Raw genomic sequence first — 26443 nt, 5'->3', positions numbered from 1 at the left:
CTTCTGGTCATCCTAAATCAAATGGACATGAAAAATAACCACTATGACGTCAATGTGCACAGAGTGCTGCGTTTTAGCGCCATGACCCTGTTGTTGAGCTGCGCTTTCCCTGCGGTGGGAAGGGACTACTTCGATCCCGGTCTGCTATCGCTACCCGGTGGTCAGAGTGCGGCAACGGTGGATTTAACCACCTTTGAAACCGCAGGCCAGATCCCGGCAGGCAACTATCTGGTGACCCTATACGTCAACCAGAGCGAGCAGGGCCAGCACAGCATTACGTTTAAAAAAGAGGCCAGCGGCAAGGTTCAGCCTGTATTCACCCCCAAGCAGCTGCATGACTTTGGGGTGAATACTGAGGTCTTGCCGGTGTTTGCGGGGCTGCCAACGGATGAGTCGATTGCCAACCTGACCGCTCTGCTTCCCGAGTCCAGCATCAAGGTTGATTTATCGCAGTTGCGCCTGGACTTGAGTATTCCCCAGGTCATGATGCAGCCCAATGTGCAGGGAGCGGTCGATCCCTTGCTGTGGGATCAGGGAGTTCCAGCAGTGCTGCTGAGCTACAACCTGAACGGCAGCCGCAACTGGCAGCAAGGCCAATGGGGCAATGAAAATGCCCGGCAGACCAGCTTGTTTGCCAACCTGCGCGGTGGGGCCAATTTGGGTGCCTGGCGTTTGCGTAGCGATATGACCTATAGCAACAACCAAAGCTCCAATAGTGATAACCAAACGGATACCCGCTTTACCAATACCTATCTGCAGCGGGATATTCAGCCGCTGCGCTCGGAAATTCTGTTTGGTGAAAACAGCACCGGCAATGACGTATTCGACAGCATTCCGTTTCAAGGGGTGAAGCTGAACTCCAATGAAGAGATGCTGCCCTATAGCCTGCGCGGTTTTGCCCCGCGGGTGTCGGGCATTGCGGCAACCAACGCCCGGGTCAGCGTCAGCCAGAACGGTAACGTGGTCTATCAGACCTACGTCGCGCCCGGGCCGTTCAGCATTGAAGATCTCTATCAAACCGGGCAAGCCGGTGACCTGACGGTAACCGTGACGGAAGCCGACGGCAGGGTGCAAACCCAGACCATTGCTTACTCATCGTTACCGGTGATGCAGCGCGAGGGGGCGTTCAAGTATGAAGTCACCTCTGGCCGTTACCACGGCGGCATCGCCGACGGATCCAAGCAACTGACGTTTGGCATGGCGACCCTGATGTACGGCCTGCCGCACAACATTACCCTGTATGGCGGTGGGCTGCTGGCGCAGGATTATTACTCCAGCGTCATTGGTAGCGGCGTTTCTCTTGGCGAAGTCGGGGCGCTGTCTGCTGATATCACCCTGGCTAGCGCACAGATCGCAGGGTTTAGCGAACGCCAGCAAGGGACGTCCTATCGGGTGCGTTATGCCAAAAGCCTGATCGGTACCGGCACCTCAATCGACCTGGCGGCCTATCGCTATTCGACCCAGAACTATTACAGCTTTGCCGATGCCAACAACGTCGGCTATCGGCTTAACGATAACCAGGTGCCTTGGGCCATGGATCGCCGCCGCAGCAGTACCGAACTGCGGGTAAGCCAGGATATGGCTGGCTGGGGGTCACTTTATATCAGCGCCAGCCGGGATAACTATTGGGGCAACAGCCGGATCAATAATTCGCTGTCGGTGGGCTATAACGGCAGTATCCAAGGAATTGGTTACGGGCTTGCCTATCAAATCGATCGTGTCAAAGGTCATAACCATGACGAAGGAAATTGGCCGGAGAACCGCCAGCTCTCATTCAATATGCAGGTGCCTCTCAGCCTGTTCAGCAACGGCGAGATGGCACGCCGCCTCTATGCCAGCTACCAGATGAGCCGCAACAACCAGGGGCGACAGCAACAGCAGGCTGGGCTGAGTGGTAGCGCGCTGGATGACCATTTATCTTACAGCGCCATGCAAGGCCGGGGTAATCAGGGGCAGGGCAGTAACGGGACGTTAAGCGCCAGTTACCAAGGGAGCCAGGGCATGGCGAACGGTGGTTACAGCTATGGTAACCATTATCGCTCGGTGAATATGGGGGCAACCGGCGGCGTGGTGCTGCATTCCCAAGGCGTGACGTTAGGCCAGACACTGGGCAGCGCCATTGCCATTGTCACCACCCCAGGGGCTGATGGCGTTGCCGTGGGTAATGGCAGCAGCCGCACCAACCGCTGGGGCCAGGCGGTGGTACCTTATCTGTCCAATTACCAGAAAAACAGCATCAGCCTTGACCCTTCAACCCTGCCGGACAATGTGGATATCACGCAGTCGAGCCTGAATATCTACCCGACTAAAGGCGCCGTGGTCGTCGCCAATTTTGACACCCGCGTGGGGTTCCAGGCGTTGGTGATGCTGATGCAAGCCAATCACTCTCCGGTGCCGTTTGGGGCTATTGCCTCGCTCGACAGCAAGGTGGCGAGCGCTGAACCCAATACCGGCATTGTGGGGGACGGCGGCCAGACCTACCTCAGCGGACTACCGGAAAGTGGCAGCCTGACGGTGAAATGGGGGCCAGCCAGCGATCAGCTGTGCCGCGCGCGCTTTAGCCTGGCCGACAGCACCGCGTCGGAAACCAACCCACTTCGCCAAATTCAGGCCACCTGTGAAGGAACTAAACCATGAGTAACCCTTGTCACCAAGCAGTTACCCGGCTGGGCTTTATCGCTCGCCTGATTGCGACCTGTTTGTTGCTGTTAAGCGTTGTGTTGGCGACCCCGCTACAGGCTGAAACCATCACCATTGGCAAAGGCAGCGGTATTGTCTGGGAAGGAAAGCCCTTTGATGTGACGCTGTCGGGCCCGATGGGTAGTGACTCAATGAGAGTTGAGTTTGGTTTAGCCAGCATTTCGACGATAAGAGACAGATGCATGAAAGAAAGTGATCTGGTCAATATCGCAGGCTATTTGACTTATCAACTTGCGCCAGGGGTGGGGTTAATTCCCCGTGCGACTGTCTCGGCTAGCTACCAGAGGTATGTTTCACAGGCAAAGGAAACCTTGAGTGGTACCATCGGTCTACCTGAGACTAAGGCTAGCGCAAATGGGTGGAGTATTAGCAATCCGGTAGATGCTCGTCAGTGGTGCCTGCCGCCACGCATGTCCTCTGAACAATTCTTTTATCTTCCAGAAGGGGAACGAATCTCCCGTGGTGTAGGAAGCTGGGCCATTGTTGCCGACGGGACACAAACCGCCTCCGAGATAGCTATTTCCCCGCTGTATTATGCTAGTTTCTCAAGTCGCGCCAGTGGTGATAGGGTCGCGCAAATTTTCTCCAGTGATATCACCTTACGGGTTTCTACGCTGGAGTGTTCCGTGCAGACCACGGCGAATATTGATTTTGGCGCGGTGAGCTATAGCAAAACGGTAGGAGCTGAACTAGGCAAACAAAGTTACCCGCTGGTGGTTAGCTGCGGGCAGGCCAGCGATTATATCAGTGCCAATATCAACCTGCAGTTGCGTGCGCTATCCGGTCTTTATAATGGGCAAAAGACCCGGCTGGCGTTAACTCAGGGGGGCGGGTATATCACCGGTGAAATCGAAAACGGGACCACGGGCAGCGGGGCATGTAACCTGACGACCGGCCTGCCGTTTGATAACTCACCGATTAAAATTGGCAGCATCAGTAACAAAGAGAGCAGTAAATCGATATCCGATCGGTTGACCTGGCGGCTGTGTTCCGGCGGTAGCAGTCTCCCTGTGGGGAAGGTAACGGCTTCGGCAGAAATGATGGTGACGTTTAACTGATCCCTACCTGGTTGTAGGGGCGCCGCATGCTGCGCTCCTACAACCTGAGCGGGGGGTATATTGATAATCTGAAGGCCCACTGGCTGGCAGAGGGTGATTTACGGCCTGTTGAATTGTATAGTAGCCTAGGCAACGGCCAGGGTTAGCAGCAACTGCGGTATCCTGAGCCTATCAGACTGGATAACACGACAGGTTGGGCTTACTATTGAAAATATCATTACAAACAGATAGATATAGCAAGATAAGTCAAAATCCTCGCGTTATCACTTTCATCATGAAAGTCGTTTAACTCCATTATGAGAATACTTCTAAGCAACGACGACGGCGTTAACGCCCCGGGTATCCAGATACTGGCGGCGGCGCTGCGTGAATTCGCCGAAGTGCAGGTAGTGGCCCCCGATCGTAACCGCAGTGGTTCTTCCAACGCGCTGACGCTGGAATCGCCGTTGCGTACGCTGACGTTGCCCAACGGCGATATCGCCGTGCAGCAGGGCACTCCGACGGACTGTGTCTACCTTGGCGTTAACCAACTGATGCTGCCAGCGCCGGAGATCGTGGTGTCCGGTATCAACGCGGGGCCCAACCTCGGCGATGACGTAATCTATTCCGGCACGGTGGCTGCTGCGATGGAAGGCCGCCATCTGGGGCTGCCCGCATTGGCGGTGTCGCTCAATGGCCATCAGCATTATGAGACGGCGGCGGTAGTGACCTGCCGTCTATTGCGTGCGCTGCAACAAGAACCGCTGCGTACCGGTAAAATTCTTAATATCAACGTACCCGATTTACCTTTGGCCGAGATTAAGGGGATACTCGTGACCCGCTGCGGTAGCAGGCATCCTGCCGATAAAGTGTTTAGCCAGTTGGATCCTCGTGGTCAGACGCTATATTGGATCGGGCCGCCGGGGGCTAAATTTGATGTGGGCCCAGACACGGATTTTTCCGCCGTGGAGCAGGGCTACGTGTCGGTGACGCCATTGCAGGTGGATTTGACCGCCTACGCGGCGCAAGATGTGCTATCAACATGGTTAACCAAAGCAGAGGTTAGCGGGGAATGGTGAACAAACGCATACAAACACTGCTGGCACAGTTGCGCCAGCAGGGGATCAGGGACGAACGGCTGCTCAAGGCAATCGAGAACGTACCGCGTGAGCGTTTTGTTGATGAAGCTTTTGCCCATAAAGCTTATGAGAACACGGCCCTGCCAATTGGTTCGGGGCAGACGATTTCTCAGCCTTATATGGTCGCGCGCATGACCGAGCTGCTGAACTTGCAGCCGACCTCACGCGTGCTGGAGATTGGCACCGGTTCCGGTTATCAGACTGCGATCCTGGCGCATATGGTGCAGCACGTCTGTTCCGTTGAACGCATCAAAGGGTTGCAGTGGCAGGCCAAGCGCCGCCTCAAACAGCTCGATCTGCACAATGTCTCGACCCGCCACGGCGACGGTTGGCAAGGCTGGGTTTCACGCGGGCCATTTGATGCGATCATCGTGACGGCCGCGCCGCCGGAGATCCCGCAGGCATTGATGCAACAGTTGGATGACGGTGGCATTTTGGTCTTACCGGTGGGCGAACAGGCTCAGGTACTGCAACGCATTCAGCGGCGGGGCGGTGAGTTTTCCATCGATACCGTTGAAGCAGTGCGATTCGTTCCCTTGGTCAAGGGAGAACTGGCTTAGCCTGTAAACGGCCAGATGGCGGCTAAATCGTTTGAATAATATTAATTTCCAGTAGAATTGTTCCGCTATGTAGTTGTCTTATAGCGTGATCGCGTTAATGTGGCTAGCATTGGCACTATGGTTTTTTAGCTCCCCGGTGGGTGATCTCCTGGTTTTCAGGGATCGGCCGGGGAAACCTTGCGTTGTAGAACGAAAAAGCTCGGCTACGATGTATAAGGTATTTTTTGATATTGCTGTCATGGGGGAAGCATGAGCACGGGAAGCCCAATGAGTTATTTACGCCGAGTGGCGGTGTGTACGATGTTAAGTTTGTGGTTAGTTGGCTGTTCGGATAAAAATTCTTCCTCGGCTCCTATCAGCAGCGTCGGTGGTGGTGGAGCCGCTGCATCGGCTAACGCCAGTGGCGGCAACGCATCACAGGGGCGTATTGTTTACAACCGTAGCTATAACGCTATCCCCAAAGGGAGCTATAGCGGTGGTAGCACCTATACCGTCAAGCGTGGCGACACGCTGTTCTATATTGCCTGGATCACCGGCAACGATTTCCGCGATCTGGCCCAACGCAACAATATCCCACAGCCGTATAGCCTGGAAGTCGGCCAAACCCTGCAACTGGGGAGTGGTTCTGCCAACGGCGGGGGGATGTTAGCTGACGGTAATGGCACGGTGTCAAAACCACCGTCTACCACACAGATACAAACTGCAACGGTTGATTCTCAATCAACGAACGCGTATTCTGGTAGCTCGAGTAAACAGAATGTAGGTAAAATGTTACCTGCATCAGGAGCCGTTGTGGCAGGCTCAGCCGCAGCTCCTGTTACCGCACCAGCCGCTACGCCACCGGCGAGCAGCACCGCCAGCAACAGCGCCCCAGTAAGTACCTGGAAATGGCCAACTGACGGTAAGATCATCGATAACTTCTCCTCATCGGAAGGTGGGAACAAAGGCATCGATATCTCTGGTTCCCGTGGGCAGCCTATTGTTGCTACCGCCGATGGCCGTGTAGTTTACGCAGGCAACGCTTTACGGGGTTACGGTAATCTAATCATCATCAAACATAATGATGATTACTTGAGTGCCTACGCCCATAACGACACCATGCTGGTCCGGGAACAACAAGAAGTTAAGGCGGGGCAGAAAATAGCAACGATGGGAAGCACCGGAACCAGTTCAGTACGTTTGCACTTCGAGATTCGTTACAAGGGGAAATCCGTAAACCCGCTGCGTTATCTTCCGCAGCGATAGATTGGGCAGAATGCGCTGTATTCTGCTCGCGGTATCACGGGTAGGAGCCGCTTTATGAGCCAAAATACGCTGAAAGTTAACGAGTTACATGACGATGCAGATTTCGATGAGAACGCCATGGAGGCCGAGTCATTCGATGAAAAAACGCAGGTAGAAGAAGAGACCAGCGAGAATGACTTGGCGGAAGACGAACTGTTGTCTCAAGGTGTTACCCAACGCGTATTGGATGCAACGCAGCTCTATCTGGGCGAAATCGGTTACTCCCCCCTGCTGACCGCAGAGGAAGAAGTTTATTTTGCACGGCGTGCACTGCGCGGAGACGTGCCGTCCCGCCGCCGCATGATAGAAAGTAACCTGAGGCTGGTAGTGAAAATTGCCCGTCGTTATAGCAATCGCGGCCTGGCGCTGCTGGATCTGATCGAAGAGGGTAACCTTGGTCTGATCCGTGCGGTGGAAAAGTTTGACCCAGAGCGCGGTTTCCGTTTTTCCACCTATGCGACCTGGTGGATCCGCCAGACGATTGAACGGGCGATCATGAATCAAACCCGAACTATCCGTTTGCCGATCCATATCGTCAAAGAGCTGAATGTTTACTTGCGCACCGCGCGCGAGCTTTCTCACAAACTGGATCATGAACCCAGCGCTGAAGAGATTGCGGAGCAACTCGACAAACCGGTTGATGATGTCAGCCGTATGCTGCGCCTGAACGAACGTATCACGTCTGTCGATACGCCGTTGGGTGGGGATTCAGAGAAAGCCCTGTTAGACATTCTGACCGACGAGAAAGACAACGGGCCTGAAGACACCACGCAAGACGATGATATGAAACAGAGCATCGTCAAATGGCTGTTCGAATTGAACGCCAAGCAGCGTGAAGTGTTGGCTCGCCGTTTCGGCCTGTTGGGCTATGAAGCGGCTACGCTGGAAGATGTTGGCCGTGAGATTGGCCTGACACGTGAGCGTGTTCGTCAGATCCAGGTTGAAGGCTTACGCCGCCTGCGTGAAATTCTGCAAATGCAGGGCCTGAGTATTGAGGCACTGTTCCGCGAATAAACGCGTTATCACAATAAAATAAAAACGGTGAGCATTAATGTGCTCACCGTTTTTTTATGTCTGCGATGTGCTGTGATTGACGGCGATATGCAGTTTTTTGGGGTGTACTTCATCGATATTTGCCTCACACCTTGCCCCTCACCCCAACCCTCTCCCACAGGGAGAGGGAGCTGTTATGGTGTTGTCATCAGGTGTAGAAGTCGGTCTTTGGCCTGGCTAATTTCCAGTCCCGAAGGTGAGGACGATGACCCCCTGCTGCGGTTAGCTCCAGAACTTAAATTGTGGCACGTTCGGTCCCCTCTCCCTGTGGGAGAGGGGTAGGGTGAGGGGACACATGCAGGTGCTTAAGTGAAGGGAACAGCCTTACACCAGGCTTTTCAACCGATAGATCCACTCCAACGCCTGGCGTGGCGAAAGAGAATCTGGATCCAGCGTCTCCAAGGCTTCCACCGCCGGTGACACCTCTTCGTTCAGCAACGTCATCTGGGTCGCATCCACCGTACCTGCCGCCGTCTGGTTGGAGAGGCTCTCCAACTCACGCAGCTTCTGGCGCGCACGTTTGATCACATCACGCGGTACACCGGCCAATGCAGCCACCGCCAAGCCGTAGCTCTTACTGGCAGCCCCATCTTGTACGCTATGCATAAAGGCGATGGTATCACCGTGCTCCAGCGCATCCAGATGCACGTTAACCACGCCCTCCATTTTCTCTGGCAAGGTGGTCAGCTCAAAGTAATGGGTGGCAAACAGCGTCATGGCCTTGATGCGGCTGGCCAGGTTTTCTGCGCAGGCCCAGGCTAAGGAAAGCCCGTCATAGGTGGAAGTGCCACGGCCAATCTCATCCATCAACACCAGGCTGTTTTCCGTGGCGTTATGCAGGATATTGGCGGTCTCGGTCATTTCCACCATAAAGGTTGAGCGGCCTGAGGCCAGATCGTCTGCGGCGCCGACGCGGGTAAAGATGCGATCCACTGGCCCGATAGTGGCTTTGGCCGCCGGTACATAGCTACCGATATGTGCCAGCAACACGATCAGTGCCGTTTGCCGCATATAGGTACTTTTACCGCCCATATTCGGCCCAGTAATGATCAGCATACGGCGCTGTGGTGAAAGGGAAACCGGGTTGGCAATAAAGGGTTCTTTCAACACCTGTTCCACCACCGGGTGGCGGCCATCGACTATGCGAATGCCGGGCTGCTCACTGATGGTTGGGCAGGCGTAGTTCAGCGTTTCGGCACGTTCTGCCAGGTTGGCTAACACATCCAGCTCGGCCAAGGCTCCGGCGCTCTGTTGCAGTGGCTCCAGGTGCGGCAACAGCAGATCGAACAGCTCGTCATACAGCCCTTTTTCGATCGCCAAGGCTTTCCCTTTGGAGGTCAGCACCTTGTCTTCATACTCTTTCAGCTCGGGAATGATGTAGCGTTCCGCATTCTTCAGCGTTTGGCGGCGCACATAGTGGATCGGCACCAGGTGGCTCTGGCCACGGCTGACCTGAATGTAGTAACCGTGTACGCCGTTGAAACCGACCTTCAGCGTATCCAGGCCCAGCTTCTCGCGTTCGCGGATTTCCAGGCGATCCAGATAGTCCGTAGCACCGTCGGCCAGTGCTCGCCATTCATCCAGTTCTTCGTTGTAACCCGGGGCAATCACGCCACCATCACGCACCAGCACCGGCGGGGCTTCTACGATGGCGCGCTCCAGCAGTGCCTGTAGCTCGTCAAATTGACCGACCTGCGACAACAGCTTTTGCATCTGTGGTGCATCAGCGTTTTCCAGTAGTGCACGGATATCCGGCAACTGTTGGAAGGCGTGACGCATGCGTGCCAGATCGCGTGGGCGAGCCGTGCGCAGCGCCAAACGGGCAAGAATACGTTCCAGATCGCCAACCTGACGCAGCGGCTGCTGCAAGTCGCTGCTCAATGGTTGTAACGCTGCGATAGCTTGCTGGCGGTTGTTCAGCACCTGCCCGTCTCGAGTGGGCATATGCAACCAGCGCTTGAGCATGCGGCTACCCATTGGGGTGACGGTACGATCGAGGATCGCGGCCAGGGTGTTTTCACTGCCGCCGGACAGGCTTTGGGTGATTTCCAGGTTACGGCGAGTGGCCGCATCCATAATGATACCGTCTTGCTGGCGCTCCATGGTGAGGCCACGGATATGCGGTAGCGAGGTACGCTGGGTATCTTTAACATATTGCAGCAGGCAGCCGGCTGCGCGTAACGCCTGATGGGCTTGCTCAACGCCAAAGCCGGTCAGATCGCGGGTGCCGAATTGCAGGTTCAACTGCTGGCATGCGGTGTCCAGCTCAAATTCCCACAGTGGGCGGCGGCGCAGGCCGTGGCGCTGTTCGATCAGTGCCATTTGCTCGAAGGTTTCCGGGTACAGCAGCTCTGCCGGATTGGTTCGTTGCAGCTCGGCCGCCATGGTTTCCAGATCTTCAGGCTGGGCGACGCGGAAGCGGCCGGAGCTGAGATCCAGGGTGGCATAGCCAAAACCGCGGCCATCCTGCCAGATGGCGGCCAGTAGGTTATCCTGGCGCTCTTGCAGCAGGGCTTCATCGGTGATGGTGCCAGGGGTAACGATGCGCACCACCTTACGCTCGACCGGGCCTTTGCTGGTGGCCGGATCGCCAATCTGTTCACAGATCGCAGCCGATTCGCCAAGCTGTACCAGCTTGGCGAGGTAGTTTTCCACAGCATGGTGGGGTACGCCTGCCATTGGGATAGGTTCACCCGCTGAGGCACCGCGTTTGGTCAGCGAGATATCCAGCAACTGAGAGGCGCGTTTGGCATCGTCATAGAACAGCTCGTAGAAATCCCCCATCCGATAGAACAGCAAGATCTCCGGATGCTGCGCTTTCAGGCGCAGGTATTGCTGCATCATCGGGGTATGTGAATCGAGTTTTTCGGTGCTAGTCATAACGTTACCGTTTCCAATCCATTGAATGTAAAGTTGATTGTGATATTCGTTGTCATCATTGGCTATCACGTTACCTCTTTAAAAAAATGCCAAAACGTTCAGGATGAGCAAAAGTCAGCGCTGCTCAAACAAATCAATCGGTTGGTCAAGGGATTGAGCATATATGACCGGCAAACAGGCTGGCAAACCTTTGTCGTTCAAAGCCTGCGTCATGACGAGATTGGCGGATAAAATCCAGGCCAAACTCGGCGAGATCTGAGGCTTGCGTGCCATGAGCATCAGGATCTTTTTTCAGCCGCTATACTAGCCCAGTAGGCGATAGGCTGTCACAGCCAAAAATTGGAAGCATTACGCAAACTACGCGTGTAATGGGCCTAGTGGGGTTACATTGCTGAAGTTAATCAGTAAGGAAGGGGGGCTGAAAGAAGTAAGCTGCCATATAGAGAAGAGAATGCGAGCCCCAGACAGCAGGCTTTTCCTGAATAGTACTGATTACAATCCGCTAACCACCCGCTTAGAATTATCTAAAACGGGCCACACTACGTTGGGCCCGTTGAGGGAATGTCGGTAGTCTAAGAGACTGGTCGCTGTTCTTTGGCGTGGGGAGTGATTAATCGCATGCACTCATCCCCGCATCGCACTATTTTAACTACGTGCACAGTAAAATGACGGTACCTGCCCGGTAGAAAAAATAAACCCATCTTCAGCTGCCGGGTAAACGCTGAAGTCGAACTTCAGCCCCGGTTGTAGGTAAAACCGAGGGAGGTAACGGGCGATATCTTCGGTATTACTGTTATCGGCCGGTGTGGTCACCGCAGAGATTGATTTTAGGTGATAAAGCCCCCCGCTCTGATTGAGTCTAAAGTAACTCTTCCTGCTGACGCTAGTGGACTTGTCGCCCTGTTGAAGCGATCCCTTCAAAATGGCGATACCGTTATTACCTTGGAAGATAACGTTGATGACGAGAGCCAGTTCCGCATCATCTTTGTTCACCAGCAGCATGGCTTCGCAGCTAAAATGTGTTTGCTGATATTGGCTATAGAAGCGGTATGCCCCCATGGCGAGCAACAGGAACAACAAAGATAGCAGGGTAAATGCACCTAGCAGTTGGGGCTTACTCATTATGCTGCCACTCCATATGATATTCAGAAATACAGGTATTCTTTGTCCCTGAAGAAAATGGTCGCTCACAGCGAATTGCTGAGGCGCGGGGAACCATTGGGCTGGTGGTAAAATAGACAACCTCGTGCATGTTACAGGTGAAGTCGTTTTGGGCAATAAACTGTTTGTAAGACTTCAAAGATGTCTGGTTACCGTAGAGATAGACCGAACACTGCTCTATGTTCCCTGCGAAGATAAAATTAGCGAAGAAATTCTTGTTCTCTGAGCTATGCAACGTAGCAAACAGGGCAATGCCGACAAAAAAAGAGAGGCTAAGCAATATTGCCCACACATGCCGAGAGCGAGGTGAGGCTGCTTGGTTCAGTTGGCTGGGTGTTAGCGGTTGGTTTTCCTCCACAATAGGTATTTCTTCGGTGTAGGCTCTACCCGTGTCCGGTATTATTTTTTCTACCGGAACCGTTGATGGGACTGTCAGGCCCTGGCGGGGTACCGTTTTTATCACTGCTTGCTCATAACCGGCGAGCTTTAATCCTTTACGTAACATAAGGATGTTTTGGTAAAAGGTATTGTTAGACACCTCTAAACCATTTTTTTGCCATCCGGCTTCAAACAGCTCTCGTTGCGGAACCAGTTTACCTTGTTGGCTTAATAACAGCTGAAGGCAGCGTGAGGCTGCGATAAATAGCGTGGTTTTCTCTCCGTTGACACGAGAGTAAAGCAAGTTTTCCTCAGGCCAGAACTCAACGCTGTCACCGATGAGATAATAATAACTGTTACAGTTACTAGTCATTCCTTTTACTTCCTTGTTCAAAATCACGAGTGTTATTAAAACAAAAATCCACGATTAACATGTAATTTATTGGTTAAGATTTTTCTCATTGGTTGTTAGGGCGTCACCGTTCAATCGCCAGGAATCAATTGGCTCCTGGTCTTGCGTTATAAAACGTAGCAAGAATTTTCCGGTTAGTAAATTGATTAATGTCGATTAAGGTTCAAATATATCACTCTAAGTATGTTCTTAAGATTTATTGATCTTAAGTGAAATTTTTTTCAATTATATGATTTAATTGATTTTTTTATATTTATTAAATAAAATTTCACGAGTTGATATAAATTGATTATGGCGTTGGGCCGCGGGTCGCTAACATGCATCCAACTTTTCAGCGATAGTGGCGGGAAGCAGATGTACGATAGCCGATATGGATTTGGCAATAAGTTTAGTCGTGTTATGGATGACGGGCGCGGTGTGAACGGATATGATTTTGATTATCATGCTGATGATATTAGTGAAATTTCGTTTCATCTATCCAGCAATAATAGCTACTTTTTGCAAGGTGTTAAATGTAGCTTGCTTAAGTTACAGCAGCAATACGGTAATATTGCTTTAGAGCATACGACATCGGATGGTTCGGCACGCAGTGCATTGCTGATTAGCGAAATGATGCGTGAAAAGAAAAGCCGAACGTTGATGGTGGTGATTGCCAGTACTGCATTGTTGAATATATTGTCGCTCAGCATGGAACAACGCTACAGAGATCGGGTTGTTTTTATTTCAACCAATGAATGCTGTACTTCGCTGTTGACGCAGATTGTCGATTCACCGAATACGACATGGGCACGACGCGACAAATTCATCCCTAAAGGGACATTGGCAGCGTTAAGTAACAGAGAAAAACGGGTTTGTTATTATCTGTTTCGCGGTTATACGCCAAAAATGATCGGTGCGATTTTAGGGATTAATATTAAAACGGTCAGCAGTCATCGCGTGTCCGTTATGAAGAAAATTGGTTGCACCAATAAGATAGGGTTATATAAGACCTTACGGGTCTATTACGGTACCAGCGTGGAAGGCTGACCGTTATAACCTACCTTGAATGCCACAGGTCACGACCCCAGTGAATGATGGGCGGTGCTTCATGTTTTTTGCAGTACCCCAGACCATGCCTGGCATGGATGGTTATTAGTTGTTTATATCAATCAATTTATAAAGGAATAGAAATAATGAAACTGAACAAATTCACAGTTGCCGCAATCGCTTTGGGTTTTGTTTCTGCTGCCAATGCTGCACCAACGGACCAGGGCCATGGCACAATCGAATTTTACGGCTCCATCATTGATGCACCTTGCTCTATCGCCCCAGGCGATGACAACCAGCGTATCCCAATGGGCCAGATTGCTAACGTGGCTCTGAAAGACGGTGGTAAATCTTCCCCTGAAAACTTCTACATCCACCTGGTTAACTGTGAAGCGTCTACTGCTAAAACGGTAACCACTACCTTCACCGGTCCTACTTCTGCAGGTAACCCTGATCTGCTGGGCATCACAGGTACTGCTCGTGGCGCTAGCCTGGCTATCACCGACGGTAGCGGCACTGTGATCAAACTGGGTGAAGCGACTGCTCCACAGGGCATTCAGGATCACACCAACATCCTGAACTTCTCTGCTTACCTGCAGGGCGACATGGGTGTTGACGGTAAAACTGCTGCAGAAATCGTCCCAGGCGACTTCAGCACCACCACTACCTTTACCCTGGCTTACCAGTAAGTTTTAACCGGTTAAACGGTCACACATGCGGGGAAACCCGCATGTTTATTCTTAAGGTCATGGTGTCGAAGGGAATGAGCGGCGTGAACAAAATGGAATATATCGTGGCGAGTTGCCTGCTCAGCGCTCTGTTTTGCGTCACCGCAACGGCGGAAACGTTTATAGGACGGGGCCGCGTCGTCATGGAAGGCAACATTATTGAAACTGCCTGCGCCATTGAGATGAGCAGCCGTGAGCAAGTTATTGAAATGATCACCGTTCCTGCGTCACAGATTGCTCTGGATGGGCATGGTATCGCTAAACCTTTTGTCATTCGTTTAATTAACTGCACCCTGCCACGTTTTGATCCCTCTATGCCTGATTGGCAGGCATTCCGCGTTACCTTTGATGGGATTAAGGATGGCGCTTTACTGGGTATTGATGGCGAGGCCCAAGGCGTTGGGCTACAGATCAAAGACCAACTAGGCAACATCGCATTCCCCGGCGTAGCTATGCCCCTGTCAGGGTTAAGCTCCGGAGATAAGCTCCTGCAATACACCATAAACCTGTTGCCGAATCACCAGATACTGCGAGCCGGTGAGTATCGTTCCACCGTGCGTTTCAAAATGGACTATTACTGATAAACGGAATTTTATCGATGGCCAAACCTGTCGCGAATTTCACTTTCCGGCTCCGCGGATTGTGGGTCTATATTGCCTTATCGCTGGGAAGCCCGGTTTATCTTACTCATGCCGCAGATGATATCCAGTTCAATACTGATGTGTTAGATATTAAAGATCGGGAAAATCTCGATCTCAGCCATTTCTCCCGCGGCGGCTATATTATGCCAGGGACTTACACTATGACGGTGTTTCTCAACCGGCAACAAGTAGCGGAGCGTTCAATCACCTTCGCGCCATCTGAAGCAGACCCTAAGAGCAGCGTACCTTGTCTGACACCTGAACTGATCGATTTGTTAGGCCTGAAAGACCGCGTGCTCAAGGAGATTGTCTGGGAAAACGATCGGCAATGTATCGATCTGCAAAGCATCCCGGGATTGATGGCACAGGGCGACTTGGCGACTTCAGCCCTGCAGCTCAGCGTGCCGCAAGCCTATCTTGAATACAGTTCTGAGGATTGGGATCCGCCTTCCCGTTGGGATAACGGCATTACAGGTGCGTTGTTTGACTATAACCTGAATTTCCTGACCACACGCCAGCAGCACCAGGATCAGGCCTATAACCTGAGCGGTAATGGGACCACCGGGGCCAACTTTGGCCCTTGGCGTCTGCGCGCCGATTGGCAGTTGCAGATGAAGCATCAGTCTGGCACCGACGGCGAAAATAGCCTGGACTGGAGCCGTTATTACGCTTATCGCGCCTTACCCAAGCTGCTTGCCCGCCTGACGTTGGGGGAGAATTATCTCAACTCCGATATTTTTGACAGCTTCCGCTTCACCGGCATCACGATCAATACCGATGACAACATGCTGCCACCGAACCTGCGCGGCTATGCCCCCGAAGTGAGTGGCGTAGCCAAAAGCAATGCCAAGGTGACCATCACCCAGCAGGGCCGTGTGTTGTATGAAACTCAGGTTGCGCCGGGTCCGTACCGCATTCAGGATTTGAATGATGCGGTCTCCGGCCAGCTATTGGTTCGCGTTGAGGAGCAGGATGGCACAGTGCGGGAGTTTACCGTGAACACCGCCAGCATCCCGTATCTGACCCGTCCAGGTTCGTTACGCTATAAAGTCGCGGCAGGCCGGCCGACCGATTGGCAACACAACGTCAATGGGCCACTGTTCGCCACCGGGGAATTTTCCTGGGGGGTGAGCAACGGTTGGTCACTGTACGGTGGAGGCGTCGGGGGCGATGACTATAACGCGCTGGCGTTGGGGGTGGGTCGTGACCTGATGATGCTGGGTGCTTTGTCGTTCGATGTCACCCAATCCCGGGCTAATTTGCCACAGCAGGGATCGCTGTTTGGTAACTCTTACCGCCTCAGCTATTCCAAGCGTTTTGAAGAGTACGACAGCCAGGTGACTTTTGCCGGCTACCGCTTCTCTGAACGCAACTTTATGAGCATGAGCGAATTTTTGGACGCACGGACTACCGGTACCCGCTCCCAGAGCAGCAAGGAGATGTACACCGTTACGTTCAATAAGCAATTCGTCGATCTGGGCCTGAGCACTTTTATCAATTACAGCCACCAGACCTATTGGGACGACAGCGCCAACGATAATTACAGCCTGTCGCTGGCGAGATACTTCGATCTGGGCAAGTTCAAGGATCTTAACCTCTCGTTGACCGCCTATCGCAATAAATATAACGGCACCAACGACGACGGCATGTATCTGGCGCTCACCATTCCCTGGAGCCATTCCGCTTCCATCAGTTACAGCGGGTCATGGGATCGCAATGAAAATACTCACCAGGTGGGCTATTTCGGCCGCGTGAATAACGCCGACTCCTATCAGATCAGTGCGGGCAGTGCCCGTCAAGGCGCGGTTGCCAGCGGTTACTACACCCACTTGGGCAATAACGCACAAGTGAGCGCCAACGCCGGTTATCAAGCTGGGCGCTCCAATTCTCTGGGCCTGTCGCTGCAAGGTGGCGTGACGGCGACAGCGGAGGGGGCAGCTCTGCACCGGATTGGCATGCCAGGCGGAACGCGCATTTTATTGGATACCGATGGAGTTGCAGGCGTTCCTCTGCGCGGCTATGGCGCGACCACCTTATCTAATCGCTTTGGTAAAGCCGTGGTGGCAGACATCAACAGCTACTACCGCAACCAGCTCAGCATCGATCTGAACGCGTTGGGCGACAAGATTGAAGCCATCAGCTCGGTACAGCAGGCCACGTTGACGGAAGGTGCAATTGGTTTGCGCCGCTTTGAAGTGGTTGCTGGTGAAAAAGCGATGGCGGTGGTTCGTCTGGCTGATGGGACATCACCGCCTTTCGGTGCCACGGTACAAAATAGCAAGAAGCGGGACGTTGGCATTATCAACGATGACGGCAGCGTTTATCTGAGCGGCATTCAGCCTGGTGCCAGGATGACCGCCAACTGGAATGGCATTACCCAGTGCGAAATAACGCTCCCAACACCTATCCCGCAGGATGTGACACAGAATTTACTGCTGCCCTGTCGGCCAATCGCCGCAGGGGAAAATCCGGTAACGGAAAACAGAAGCTGAACGAGAAGAGATCCATGAAATTAACCACAACACACTTATTAACCGCTGGCGCATTGCTGCTGGCCATCTTTACCTCACAGGCCAATGCGGCGATTGCCCTGGATCGTACCCGGGTGATTTATAACGCTTCCAGCAAGTCTGTCAGCATGAACATCAGCAATGAAAACAAACATCTGCCTTATCTGGCCCAGGGTTGGGTTGAGGATGAGCAGGGCAATAAGATCACCAGCCCACTGATCGTTTTGCCTCCGGTGCAGCGTATTGAGTCTGGTGCTAAAAGCCAGGTGAAAGTTCAGGGGTTGCCTGCTTTGCAGCAATTGCCACAGGATCGTGAATCGCTGTTTTATTTCAACCTGCGTGAAATCCCGCCGCGCAGTGACAAGCCGAATACGCTGCAAATTGCGTTGCAAACACGCATTAAGCTGTTCTATCGCCCGCAAGCAATTGAGCCGACTAAAGAACAGATGAGCACGCCGTGGCAGGAAAAAATGACGCTGACGCGCCAAGGCGATCGTTATGTGGTCAACAACCCAACGCCTTATTACATCACCATCGTTGAGGCTAGCACCACTAAAGGTGGCCAGAGCGCCAAAGGATTTACTCCGTTGATGGTGCCCCCCAAGTCCAATGCGCCGTTAAGCGCCAGCGCCAGTGCTTTAGGCAGTGCGCCAGTGCTGACTTACGTCAATGACTTCGGTGGTCGCCCAGAACTTATTTTCCGCTGTGCGGGTGATATCTGTCAGGCAGAACCTGGCAAACGTAACTCATAGCCTAAGCGCAACAGAGGTGAACTATGCCGTGGAAAATTTCGACGGGACTTGCAGGCTTGATACTGGTTTTGGGCATGTCAGCGGCCGTTGCCGCGACTTCCAACCTGACTATCTCGGGCAATATTTTACTGCCGCCGCCCTGCGTGATTAACGGGGATCAAATCATCACGGTGGATTTTACCAACGAGGTGATGACGACCCGGGTTGATGGCACCAACTACCGCCAGCCGGTGCCTTACACATTGGAATGCTCGGCGAGCAGTACCAACGCGTTAACCATGCAGATCCAGGGTATGGACGCCGGTTTTGCTGGCGCTCTGCAAACCTCGAAAGGCGATTTGGGGATCGCCTTGTCAAGTGACAGCCAGGCAATACCCGTGAATAGCTGGCTAAATTTCACGTTGCCAAATCAGCCCAAGTTGTTTGCCACTTTAGTGAAGCGCCCGGGGTCCACCCTTACCGCTGGCTACTTTACGTCGGGAGCCACGATGGTGGTCGACTACCAGTGAAACGGGAGAAAGGAATGAGATCGGTTGCAAGGATGTCACTGTTGCTATCGTTTGCTCTGCTGGCCATAAGCCCGTCGCAAGCGGCAGAAAACATGAGCTTTAGCGGTACGTTGATTGAGCCACCGCCCTGTCTGGTCAATAACGGCAACGACATTGACGTGCCTTTTGACAAGATTGGTGTCAAGAGCGTGGATGGGATGAACCACCGCAGGCAAATTCATTACGTGCTTGATTGTACGGCGGGACCCGCGTGGAGCATGGTGCTGACGCTGATCGGTCCGGCCGCCGCCTTCGAGCAGGCAACGCTGCAAACCAATATTACCGATCTAGGTATCAAGATATACCAGAACGGTCAGCCGTTTGAGCTAGGTACGCCTATCGCTATCAACCCGCAAAATCCACCGATGTTAGAAGCCGTGCCGGTTAAAAAACCTGGCACAGAGCTGACAGAAGGGGTGTTTGAAGTCACGGCAACGCTGCTTGCGCAATACCAATAAGGAGCTGATATGCGGCAAATACTGGGATATTTATGTGCCACCGTCGCTCTGCTAGCGCTGAGTTTGGGCGTGCAGGCGGCAAAAAATATGCGCTTGCATGGCACTCTGGTAGCGGAACCTTGTGTCATTGCGCCGGGTGAGGAAACTGTCCAACTGGATTTTGGCACGGTGATCGATAAGCAGTTGTATAGCGATCACAAAACCAGCAGCAGAGAATTCAAACTGCACTTGAGCAACTGCGATCTGACACTGGGCAAAACGGTGCAGGTCATGTTCACCGGGGTTGAAAATCCCGCATTGCCGGGGTTACTGGCACTGGATGCGTCCAGCCAGGCATCCGGGATTGGCATTGGTATTCAGTCGGCCAATGGCGATCCTTTGCCATTGAATAAGTTAGGGACTCATCGCTACCCGTTAGCGGCAGGGAGCAACTATCTGCGCATGATGGCCTATGTGCAAGGTGAGCCAGATGCGATTACCAACAGAACCCTTAACCGCGGCCCTTTCAGTGCCAGCATGACCTTTGCATTGACCTATGACTAAGGACTGACGCTGCTTGGCCTCTGTGAAGGGCTAACTGGCAACAGCGCAGAGCAATAAGGAACAGAAATGAAGTTAATAGGGACAGCATTGCTTACAAAAACCGCCATCATCGTTGGCCTGTTGATGCCCGTATGTGGTTATGCTAAAGGAATTGATGTGAGTTGGTCGGGGCCCAAACAACTGACCATTTCGGCACAGCCTGATGGGATCGGTGGATCCACCACGCAGTGTAGAACCGGCAAGACAGTTAACTTTTACGCCATACTCAAGGCTGGCACAGGTATGTACCAACGGTTGATTGCCTCAGCGCCGGGGGTGGCAAGTGGAAACTGTAGTGAGGTTTTGGCAAAAGTTCTCCCTATCAAGTTGACATTGCAAGGCTCGGAAACGCATTTCTTCGGACTGGGCCAAGAAGTAGACAGGCGTCCTGCAGATGGTCCTACTCTCAACGTTTCTCTCGAACATGGCAGCGGAACCGGTGATGGCTGGCAACCGCAGCCACCGCCAGGCCCCTCCTGTTCACTGATTGGCAGTTCGGTTGACATCAGCTATGGGGATATTCAGGCCGATAGTGTGCCAGGATTGAAAAAAAGCTCGGACTTGTACGTTAAATGCACTGCCAGCGCCACGGTTAAAGTCACGCTGATCGGCTACACCTCTAGCGGTATCAAGCTGCGTACGGATGGTTCACTGATGGCGGATGTGCTGGTGCGTGACCAGCCAGCCAATGTCGGCAGCCTTGAAAAGATCGCTGCCAACCAAACAATGGCCGTACCCATCTCTTCGGTATTGAAGGTTAACGGTAATCTAGCGGGGGGGGCTTTCCGTGGCTCGGCAGTAATTAATGTGGATATCCTTTAACGATTGATCCCTGACGGTAATCTGCAGCCCGCGTTTTGCGGGCTGACGTCTTCAGCCGTTTCTGACCTGTGCCACGATCGCCAACCGGACGGGTTCTTATTACCGCTTGTCTGTCTCTCTTTTCTGATCTTACCAATCAATAAGCCGGGTAAAGGCAATTAGCGAATGTATTACCGCCAGGGTTAATGTGACATTCTGGTCGGATAAAAATAACATCATGAACAATTGATTAGCAAAATGGCGTGACGCTATTTTCATCTTATTACAAATTTTAAAATTCTATTTAGCTCATTTTTGTCTAGCGGGGGGAGATAGGAGAAATCCTCACTTTGGCTTGAGGCAACAGACCAGCTCTGGCCTTGTTTAAAAAACACACTTTTTGTGAGAGAAATCTTATCTCTGCGAAGTATGGAAAATAACCCTTTAAATTTTTAGGGTTTTGTCGTTTTTTTAGTTTAGGCTGGCTGGCGATTAACGTTATTTTTTATTTGGTAATCATTCAGCACAATAGGCTATGCTTTAAGCAATCTGTCAGCGACAGATTTTATTAATTCTTGAGCGAGTAATATCCAGCATAATTGCAATAGGAGTTTTTTGTGGCACAACGTAAATTTCTCACTCTCACGGAAGTCCATAACCTGATGAGTGCGGCCCGGAATAAACAGACCGGGGTACGGGACAGCTGCCTGATCCTGCTTGCCTTCCGCCACGGGTTTCGTATCAGCGAGTTGTTGAACTTGCGTTATCATGACCTTGAAATGATTGAAGGACGGATAAATATACGCCGGCTTAAGAATGGATTCTCTACCGTTCATCCTCTGATGAGTGATGAATGCAAGGCGATTATGGAGTGGAACCAGGTCAGGGCGCAGTGGAAGCCTGCCGTGGATCCAGAGATTGTTTTTATCTCCCAACGCGGCACTCAGTTATCACGTGGCCAGGCATGGCGCATTATCCGTCAGGCCGGTGAACTGGCGGGCACGGCTACCCATACGCATCCCCATATGCTGCGTCATGCCTGCGGCTATGAATTGGCGGAAAGGGGCACCGATACCCGCCTGATCCAGGATTATCTAGGGCATCGTAACATCAGACATACTGTACGTTACACCGCCAGCAACGCGGCGCGCTTTGTCGGAATGTGGGATCGTAAGGGATTGGTTATGAAGGATTTAGTGGTAAAAAATCAGGCGCAAGATGAAACAATTGGGGCTAAACTGTTCCTAATTCTTAAACGAAAGATAAGCTTTTGCAATGCCTTGTATTAGAATTATCCTGATTTACATGTCATGCAACTGAAAAATAAGGTTATTTTTTTTCCTCCGTAAATTGCCATCCCCACCTCCTACGTTTTGGCCATTGCGCCAGCCCGCCGCGGTAAAATCCAAGATTACCTAGAAACACATATCCCCAGTAATTACAAAGCATTTAATTTCTTATTTTAAAGTTTAAATAATAAAAATAGTCAATTAATTCATTATTAATGTATTTACCGTTTTTTTATAGGGTGAGACAAAATAGCCCCAAATGTCTCATGTTGATGGCGAAAACTGAACGGAATAGGGAGGTCCGGCCGTGAGTAGCAATGAAGTCTGTGCGGTTGCCCGCCAGGGGAATCGACCTCCACACTTTTTCATGGTTATGAAACATTATGTGTTCAAAGGAAAATAGTATGAAAATCAAATCACTGGTTGCTGGTATTGCCGCAGTTCTTTCTCTGGCTGGCGTCGCTAATGCGGCAACGACTACCGTCAACGGTGGCCCAATCCATTTTAAAGGGGAAGTTGTTAATGCGGCTTGCGCCGTGGATGCCGGTTCTATTGGCCAGACTGTGCAATTGGGGCAGGTCAAAACGACTTCACTGGCTACCGCTGGAGATGTTAGCTCCTCTACCGGGTTCAATATCCAGCTGAATGATTGTGATTCTACCGTTGCAGCCCAGGCAGCTGTCGCTTTCAGCGGCACAGCGGTTAACGCTACCTATCCTACCGCTCTGGCCCTGCAAGGCTCTGCGGCGGGTAATGCAACCAACGTCGGCGTTCAGATCCTTGATCGCACCGGTACTGCGTTAGCGGTTGATGGCGCTACCTTCAGTGCGGCTACTACGCTCTCTGATGGCACCGTTATTGTTCCATTCCAGGCTCGTTATATCGCGACCGGCGTAGCCACTGCCGGTATTGCCAACGCTGATGCGACCTTCAAGGTGCAGTATCAGTAAGCTGAATTAGCTTATCAAGGATGATGATTACAACAGGCCAGGGAGGCCTGATTTTCAGCTACGGAGGCAAGGAGCGTGCGATGTGGAGAATGGGAGCGGGACTACTGCTAACCCTGCTGTTGGGGGGGGCGGCCGTTGCTGACGATCGTTGGGAGGAACAACCTCTTGGTGGCCTGATGCGTTTTCAGGGTGAAGTGATCGCTGAAACCTGTTCGGTGGAAATCGGAGATCGCAATTTGACGGTATCGATGGGGCATATCACCACCGACCGGTTTCGTCTGCCTGGCGATGAGGCCGATCCAGTCCCCTTTGATTTACATCTGCAGAACTGCACTACCGCGGTCAGCCGTAACGTGGGTGTGATGTTCCATGGCATGGCAGACAGCAATAATCCGCAGGTGCTTTCTGTTGGTGAAGGGCCAGGTGTCGCCTCTGGCGTAGCCGTGGCGCTGTTTGATGACAGAGGCCGATTTATTCCACTCAATACTGCACCGCGGTATTGGGTACCGTTGCTAGAGGGGCCGGTGACCCTGCATTTCGTAGCGAAATACCGTGCCACCGGACAGCCGGTGAACAATGGTTTGGCTAACGCTCAGGCATGGTTCGCACTGACTTATCAGTAGGCCTTGGCCGTGCAGTGTTATGGAGGTCAGATCCTGATGGAAGAGGTAAATGTGAGAACAATTTCGATGGTTGGAAAGGTGATGTCTGTGCTGCTGCTGTTGGCGGCGGGACAGGTGGGCATGGCTAACGCCGGAGTCGGCCTGGGCGCTACCCGGGTGATCTATCCTGCCGATCAAAAGCAGGTGACTCTGGGAGTCAGCAATAACGATGAGAAAAGTACCTATCTGATCCAATCCTGGGTAGAAAGCGCCGATGGTCAAAAAGATGGCCGGCTGATTATTACGCCCCCGTTGTATTTGATGCAGGGAAAAAAAGAGAACACGCTGCGCATTATTGATGCGACTAATCAAAGCTTGCCGAAGGATCGGGAAAGCCTGTTCTGGGTAAACGTCAAAGCGATACCCTCATTGGACAAATCACGCCAGGATGAGAACACCCTGCAATTGGCTATTACCAGCCGTATCAAACTGTTTTACCGCCCCAATGGGCTAAATATTGCGCCAGACAAGGCACCGGAGCAACTGCGCTTTAAACGTAGTGGCAAAGAGCTGACGATCGTCAATCCCACCCCCTATTTCATCACGCTGAGCGAATTGAATGCGGGTACGCGGCTGTTGGCAAACACCATGGTATCGCCTATGGGATCGACCAATGTGGCGCTCCCTGCCGATGCCGGCAGCTCGATTTCCTATCGGACTATCAACGATTACGGTGCCCAAACGCCGGCACTCAAGAGTGTGATGCAGTAAGGCCTGGAGCCGCCATCCACTTCATCAAGCTATAACCAGATAAATCAGGCAGCCGGGCGACCTGTATCGAACCGGAGGGATCATGCTATACCTGAAAAACGGCACGGAAAGTCGCAGAGTGATAAAAGATAACCACCAGGGTGCCCCCCTCTTAAAGCTGACTTTAACGCCTTTGGCCGTGATGCTGTGGGCGCTATGTGGTGTTGTATCGGCTCGCGCGGAAAATTACTTCAACCCTCGTTTTCTGTCTGACGATCCGGCGAAGGTGGCCGATCTGTCTGGGTTCGAAAAGGGGCTTGAGGCACCTCCGGGCATTTACCGCGTTGACATTTATATGAATGACGGGTTTATGTCCTCCCGGGATGTCTCTTTCCGGGCTGATACCGATAACAAGGCTTTGGTGCCTTGCCTGACTCGCAGCCAACTGGCCACTATGGGCGTCAATACCCGGGCGGTCCCAGGAATGGCCGTGTTGGCATCGGAAGCTTGCGTACCCTTAACCTCGCTGATCAAGGAAGCCTCCACTGATTTTGACGTAGGGCGGCAGCGTCTGTCCATCAGTGTTCCCCAGGCTTACATGGGCAACCTTGCCCGTGGTTATATCCCGCCTGATCAGTGGCAAAACGGCATCACGGCCGGGTTACTCAATTACAGCTTCTCCGGCAGTAATGTCCGTAACAGCCAGTCGAGCAACAGCAATTACGCCTTCCTTAACTTACAAAGCGGCGTGAATCTGGGGGCCTGGCGGCTGCGGGATAATACTACCTGGAGCTATACCAGCGGCGGCGGATCGAGTTCCAATCAAAACCGCTGGCAGCACGTCAATACCTATTTGCAGCGGGACATTGCGCCTTTGCAGAGTCGCCTGACGTTGGGTGACGGCTATACCTCCGGGGACGTTTTCGATGGCGTGAACTTCCGCGGCGTGCAGGTGGCGACGGATGACAATATGTTGCCAGACAGCCAGCGAGGGTTTGCTCCGGTGATCCACGGCATTGCCCGCGGCACCGCCAGGGTCACAATCAAGCAGAATGGGTTCGAGGTGTACCAAACCACGGTGCCGCCAGGCCCATTTACCATCGACGATCTGTCGGGATCGGGCAACGGCGGTGATTTGCAGGTCAGCATTCAGGAAGCCGATGGCACGGCTCAGGTATTTACCGTGCCCTATACCTCGGTACCGGGGCTGCTGCGCCAAGGGCATGTGAGATATGCAGTGATGGTGGGGCAGTATCGCAGCGGCAACGATCAGCAGGAGAAGCCCACCTTTGGCCAGGGCACCCTGATGTGGGGGCTGGCCGACGGCTGGACGCTGTCCGGCGGCACCCAGCTTGCCAATCGCTATCGTGCGTTCAACCTTGGGGTAGCTAAAAACCTGGGCATTTTCGGCGCCGTATCGTTTGACATCACCCAGGCACACGCCACCTTGCCGGATGACAGCACCCATCAGGGGCAGTCGCTGCGCTTCCTTTATAACAAAGCATTAAATGAGTGGGGCACCAACCTCCAACTGCTTGGTTACCGCTATTCCACCAGCGGCTATTACGCGCTGGCTGACACGACCTGGGGCCAGATGAGCGGCTACAGGGCAGCAACCGATGAAGGCATTGTCGAGCTGACTCCGAAACTCACCGATTACTACAACCTGGCCTACAACAAGCGTGGGCGGTTGCAGATGACGGTGACTCAGCAGGTTGGCGACAATGCGACCTTTTATCTGACCGGCAGCCACCAGACTTATTGGGGGATCGGTAAGGCGGATGAACAGCTGCAGGCCGGTTACAGCGGCACGCTGGAGGATATCACTTACACCCTCAGCTACAGCCTGACCAAAAATGCCTGGCAGGACGGACGCGACAATATGCTGGCCTTCAACATCAGCATCCCGTTCAGCCATTGGCTGCGTTCCGACAGCCAGTCCGCTTTCAACCGTTCCAGCGTCAGCTACAGCATGTCTGACGATCTGAGCGGCAGGATGACCAATCAGGCTGGGGTGTATGGCACGTTACTGGAGGATAACAACCTGAGTTACAACGTGCAGGCCGGTTACGCCGGAGGCGGAACGGGCACTTCAGGCGGGACGGGTAACACATCGCTGAACTATCGAGGGGCTTCTGGCAACGCCAACGTGGGTTACAGCCGCAGCAGCGGTACCAGCCAACTGTATTACGGGCTGAGCGG

Annotated in this window: 23 protein-coding genes; 20 read left to right on the top strand and 3 right to left on the bottom strand. The window is 52.8% G+C overall.

Annotated features, from left to right (window positions below):
* Positions 1-27 precede the first annotated feature (27 nt).
* From ACLQ7H_RS15145 to rpoS, 6 genes are all read left to right on the top strand, one after another.
* Positions 28-2637 (top strand): fimbria/pilus outer membrane usher protein, encoded by a 2610-nt coding sequence (locus tag ACLQ7H_RS15145; protein ID WP_411753397.1) that lies wholly within the window; start codon positions 28-30, stop codon positions 2635-2637.
* Positions 2634-3758, top strand: a complete 1125-nt coding sequence (locus ACLQ7H_RS15140; RefSeq protein WP_411753396.1) for a hypothetical protein — start codon at positions 2634-2636, stop codon at positions 3756-3758. Before ACLQ7H_RS15145 ends, ACLQ7H_RS15140 begins: the two co-directional genes overlap by 4 nt.
* A 296-nt stretch (positions 3759-4054) precedes the next feature.
* Complete coding sequence (gene surE, locus ACLQ7H_RS15135) at positions 4055-4816, top strand: 5'/3'-nucleotidase SurE (RefSeq protein WP_411753395.1); 762 nt, start codon at positions 4055-4057, stop codon at positions 4814-4816.
* Positions 4810-5436 carry a protein-L-isoaspartate(D-aspartate) O-methyltransferase gene (locus ACLQ7H_RS15130; protein WP_411753394.1) on the top strand — a complete coding sequence of 209 codons (627 nt, stop codon included), beginning with the start codon at positions 4810-4812 and terminating at the stop codon, positions 5434-5436. Before surE ends, ACLQ7H_RS15130 begins: the two co-directional genes overlap by 7 nt.
* Positions 5437-5703: 267 nt before the next feature.
* On the top strand, positions 5704-6681 hold the full coding sequence (gene nlpD / locus ACLQ7H_RS15125) for a murein hydrolase activator NlpD (protein WP_411753393.1): 978 nt from the start codon (positions 5704-5706) through the stop codon (positions 6679-6681).
* Positions 6682-6735: 54 nt separating this feature from the next.
* The gene (gene rpoS, locus ACLQ7H_RS15120) at positions 6736-7734 is read left to right on the top strand and encodes an RNA polymerase sigma factor RpoS (protein WP_411753392.1); all 999 of its coding nucleotides are present in this window, start codon (positions 6736-6738) and stop codon (positions 7732-7734) included.
* Positions 7735-8097: 363 nt separating this feature from the next.
* Here rpoS and mutS read toward each other — a convergent pair whose 3' ends face one another.
* From mutS to ACLQ7H_RS15105, 3 genes are all read right to left on the bottom strand, one after another.
* Positions 8098-10653, bottom strand: a complete 2556-nt coding sequence (mutS, locus tag ACLQ7H_RS15115; protein ID WP_411753391.1) for a DNA mismatch repair protein MutS — start codon at positions 10651-10653, stop codon at positions 8098-8100.
* A 645-nt stretch (positions 10654-11298) separates the two neighbouring features.
* Positions 11299-11775: a hypothetical protein gene (locus ACLQ7H_RS15110; RefSeq protein ID WP_411753390.1), complete on the bottom strand. Its 477-nt coding sequence runs from the start codon at positions 11773-11775 to the stop codon at positions 11299-11301.
* Complete coding sequence (locus ACLQ7H_RS15105; protein ID WP_411753389.1) at positions 11768-12565, bottom strand: winged helix-turn-helix domain-containing protein; 798 nt, start codon at positions 12563-12565, stop codon at positions 11768-11770. Before ACLQ7H_RS15105 ends, ACLQ7H_RS15110 begins: the two co-directional genes overlap by 8 nt.
* A gap of 393 nt (positions 12566-12958) precedes the next feature.
* Between ACLQ7H_RS15105 and ACLQ7H_RS15100 the strand changes: the two genes are divergently transcribed.
* The 14 genes from ACLQ7H_RS15100 to ACLQ7H_RS15035 form a co-directional block, all read left to right on the top strand.
* On the top strand, positions 12959-13630 hold the full coding sequence (locus tag ACLQ7H_RS15100; protein ID WP_411753388.1) for a helix-turn-helix transcriptional regulator: 672 nt from the start codon (positions 12959-12961) through the stop codon (positions 13628-13630).
* A 146-nt stretch (positions 13631-13776) separates the two neighbouring features.
* Positions 13777-14319, top strand: coding sequence for a fimbrial protein (locus tag ACLQ7H_RS15095; protein WP_411753387.1), 543 nt, complete (start codon positions 13777-13779; stop codon positions 14317-14319).
* A 41-nt stretch (positions 14320-14360) separates the two neighbouring features.
* A complete protein-coding gene (locus ACLQ7H_RS15090) occupies positions 14361-14939 on the top strand; it encodes a fimbrial protein (RefSeq protein ID WP_411753386.1) in 579 nt (192 codons plus the stop codon).
* A 17-nt stretch (positions 14940-14956) separates the two neighbouring features.
* On the top strand, positions 14957-17491 hold the full coding sequence (locus ACLQ7H_RS15085) for an outer membrane usher protein (protein ID WP_411753385.1): 2535 nt from the start codon (positions 14957-14959) through the stop codon (positions 17489-17491).
* A gap of 14 nt (positions 17492-17505) precedes the next feature.
* Positions 17506-18261, top strand: coding sequence for a fimbria/pilus periplasmic chaperone (locus ACLQ7H_RS15080; protein ID WP_411753384.1), 756 nt, complete (start codon positions 17506-17508; stop codon positions 18259-18261).
* 74 nt (positions 18262-18335) lie between these two features.
* On the top strand, positions 18336-18770 hold the full coding sequence (locus ACLQ7H_RS15075; protein ID WP_411753383.1) for a fimbrial protein: 435 nt from the start codon (positions 18336-18338) through the stop codon (positions 18768-18770).
* Between the two features lie 14 nt (positions 18771-18784).
* Positions 18785-19267: a fimbrial protein gene (locus ACLQ7H_RS15070; RefSeq protein ID WP_411753382.1), complete on the top strand. Its 483-nt coding sequence runs from the start codon at positions 18785-18787 to the stop codon at positions 19265-19267.
* Positions 19268-19276: 9 nt separating this feature from the next.
* Complete coding sequence (locus ACLQ7H_RS15065; RefSeq protein ID WP_411753381.1) at positions 19277-19810, top strand: fimbrial protein; 534 nt, start codon at positions 19277-19279, stop codon at positions 19808-19810.
* Positions 19811-19876: 66 nt separating this feature from the next.
* Positions 19877-20671 carry a hypothetical protein gene (locus tag ACLQ7H_RS15060; protein ID WP_411753380.1) on the top strand — a complete coding sequence of 265 codons (795 nt, stop codon included), beginning with the start codon at positions 19877-19879 and terminating at the stop codon, positions 20669-20671.
* A 596-nt stretch (positions 20672-21267) separates the two neighbouring features.
* Positions 21268-21939, top strand: coding sequence for a tyrosine-type DNA invertase (locus tag ACLQ7H_RS15055; protein WP_411753379.1), 672 nt, complete (start codon positions 21268-21270; stop codon positions 21937-21939).
* A 404-nt stretch (positions 21940-22343) separates the two neighbouring features.
* Entirely contained in the window at positions 22344-22889 is a 546-nt protein-coding gene (fimA, locus tag ACLQ7H_RS15050; RefSeq protein ID WP_411753378.1) for a type 1 fimbrial major subunit FimA, read from the top strand.
* Positions 22890-22969: 80 nt separating this feature from the next.
* Positions 22970-23512, top strand: a complete 543-nt coding sequence (locus tag ACLQ7H_RS15045; RefSeq protein ID WP_411753377.1) for a fimbrial protein — start codon at positions 22970-22972, stop codon at positions 23510-23512.
* 81 nt (positions 23513-23593) lie between these two features.
* Positions 23594-24262 (top strand): fimbria/pilus periplasmic chaperone, encoded by a 669-nt coding sequence (locus tag ACLQ7H_RS15040; protein WP_411753376.1) that lies wholly within the window; start codon positions 23594-23596, stop codon positions 24260-24262.
* An 82-nt stretch (positions 24263-24344) separates the two neighbouring features.
* Positions 24345-26443 (top strand): fimbria/pilus outer membrane usher protein (locus tag ACLQ7H_RS15035; protein ID WP_411753375.1); only part of this gene is annotated, 2099 nt, incomplete at its 3' end.

The sequence above is a fragment of the Serratia sp. (in: enterobacteria) genome (assembly GCF_046715635.1).
GTDB lineage: Bacteria > Pseudomonadota > Gammaproteobacteria > Enterobacterales > Enterobacteriaceae > Chania.
Note: the sequence above shows the minus strand (reverse complement) of the source record. Positions and strands in the feature narration are given on the sequence as shown.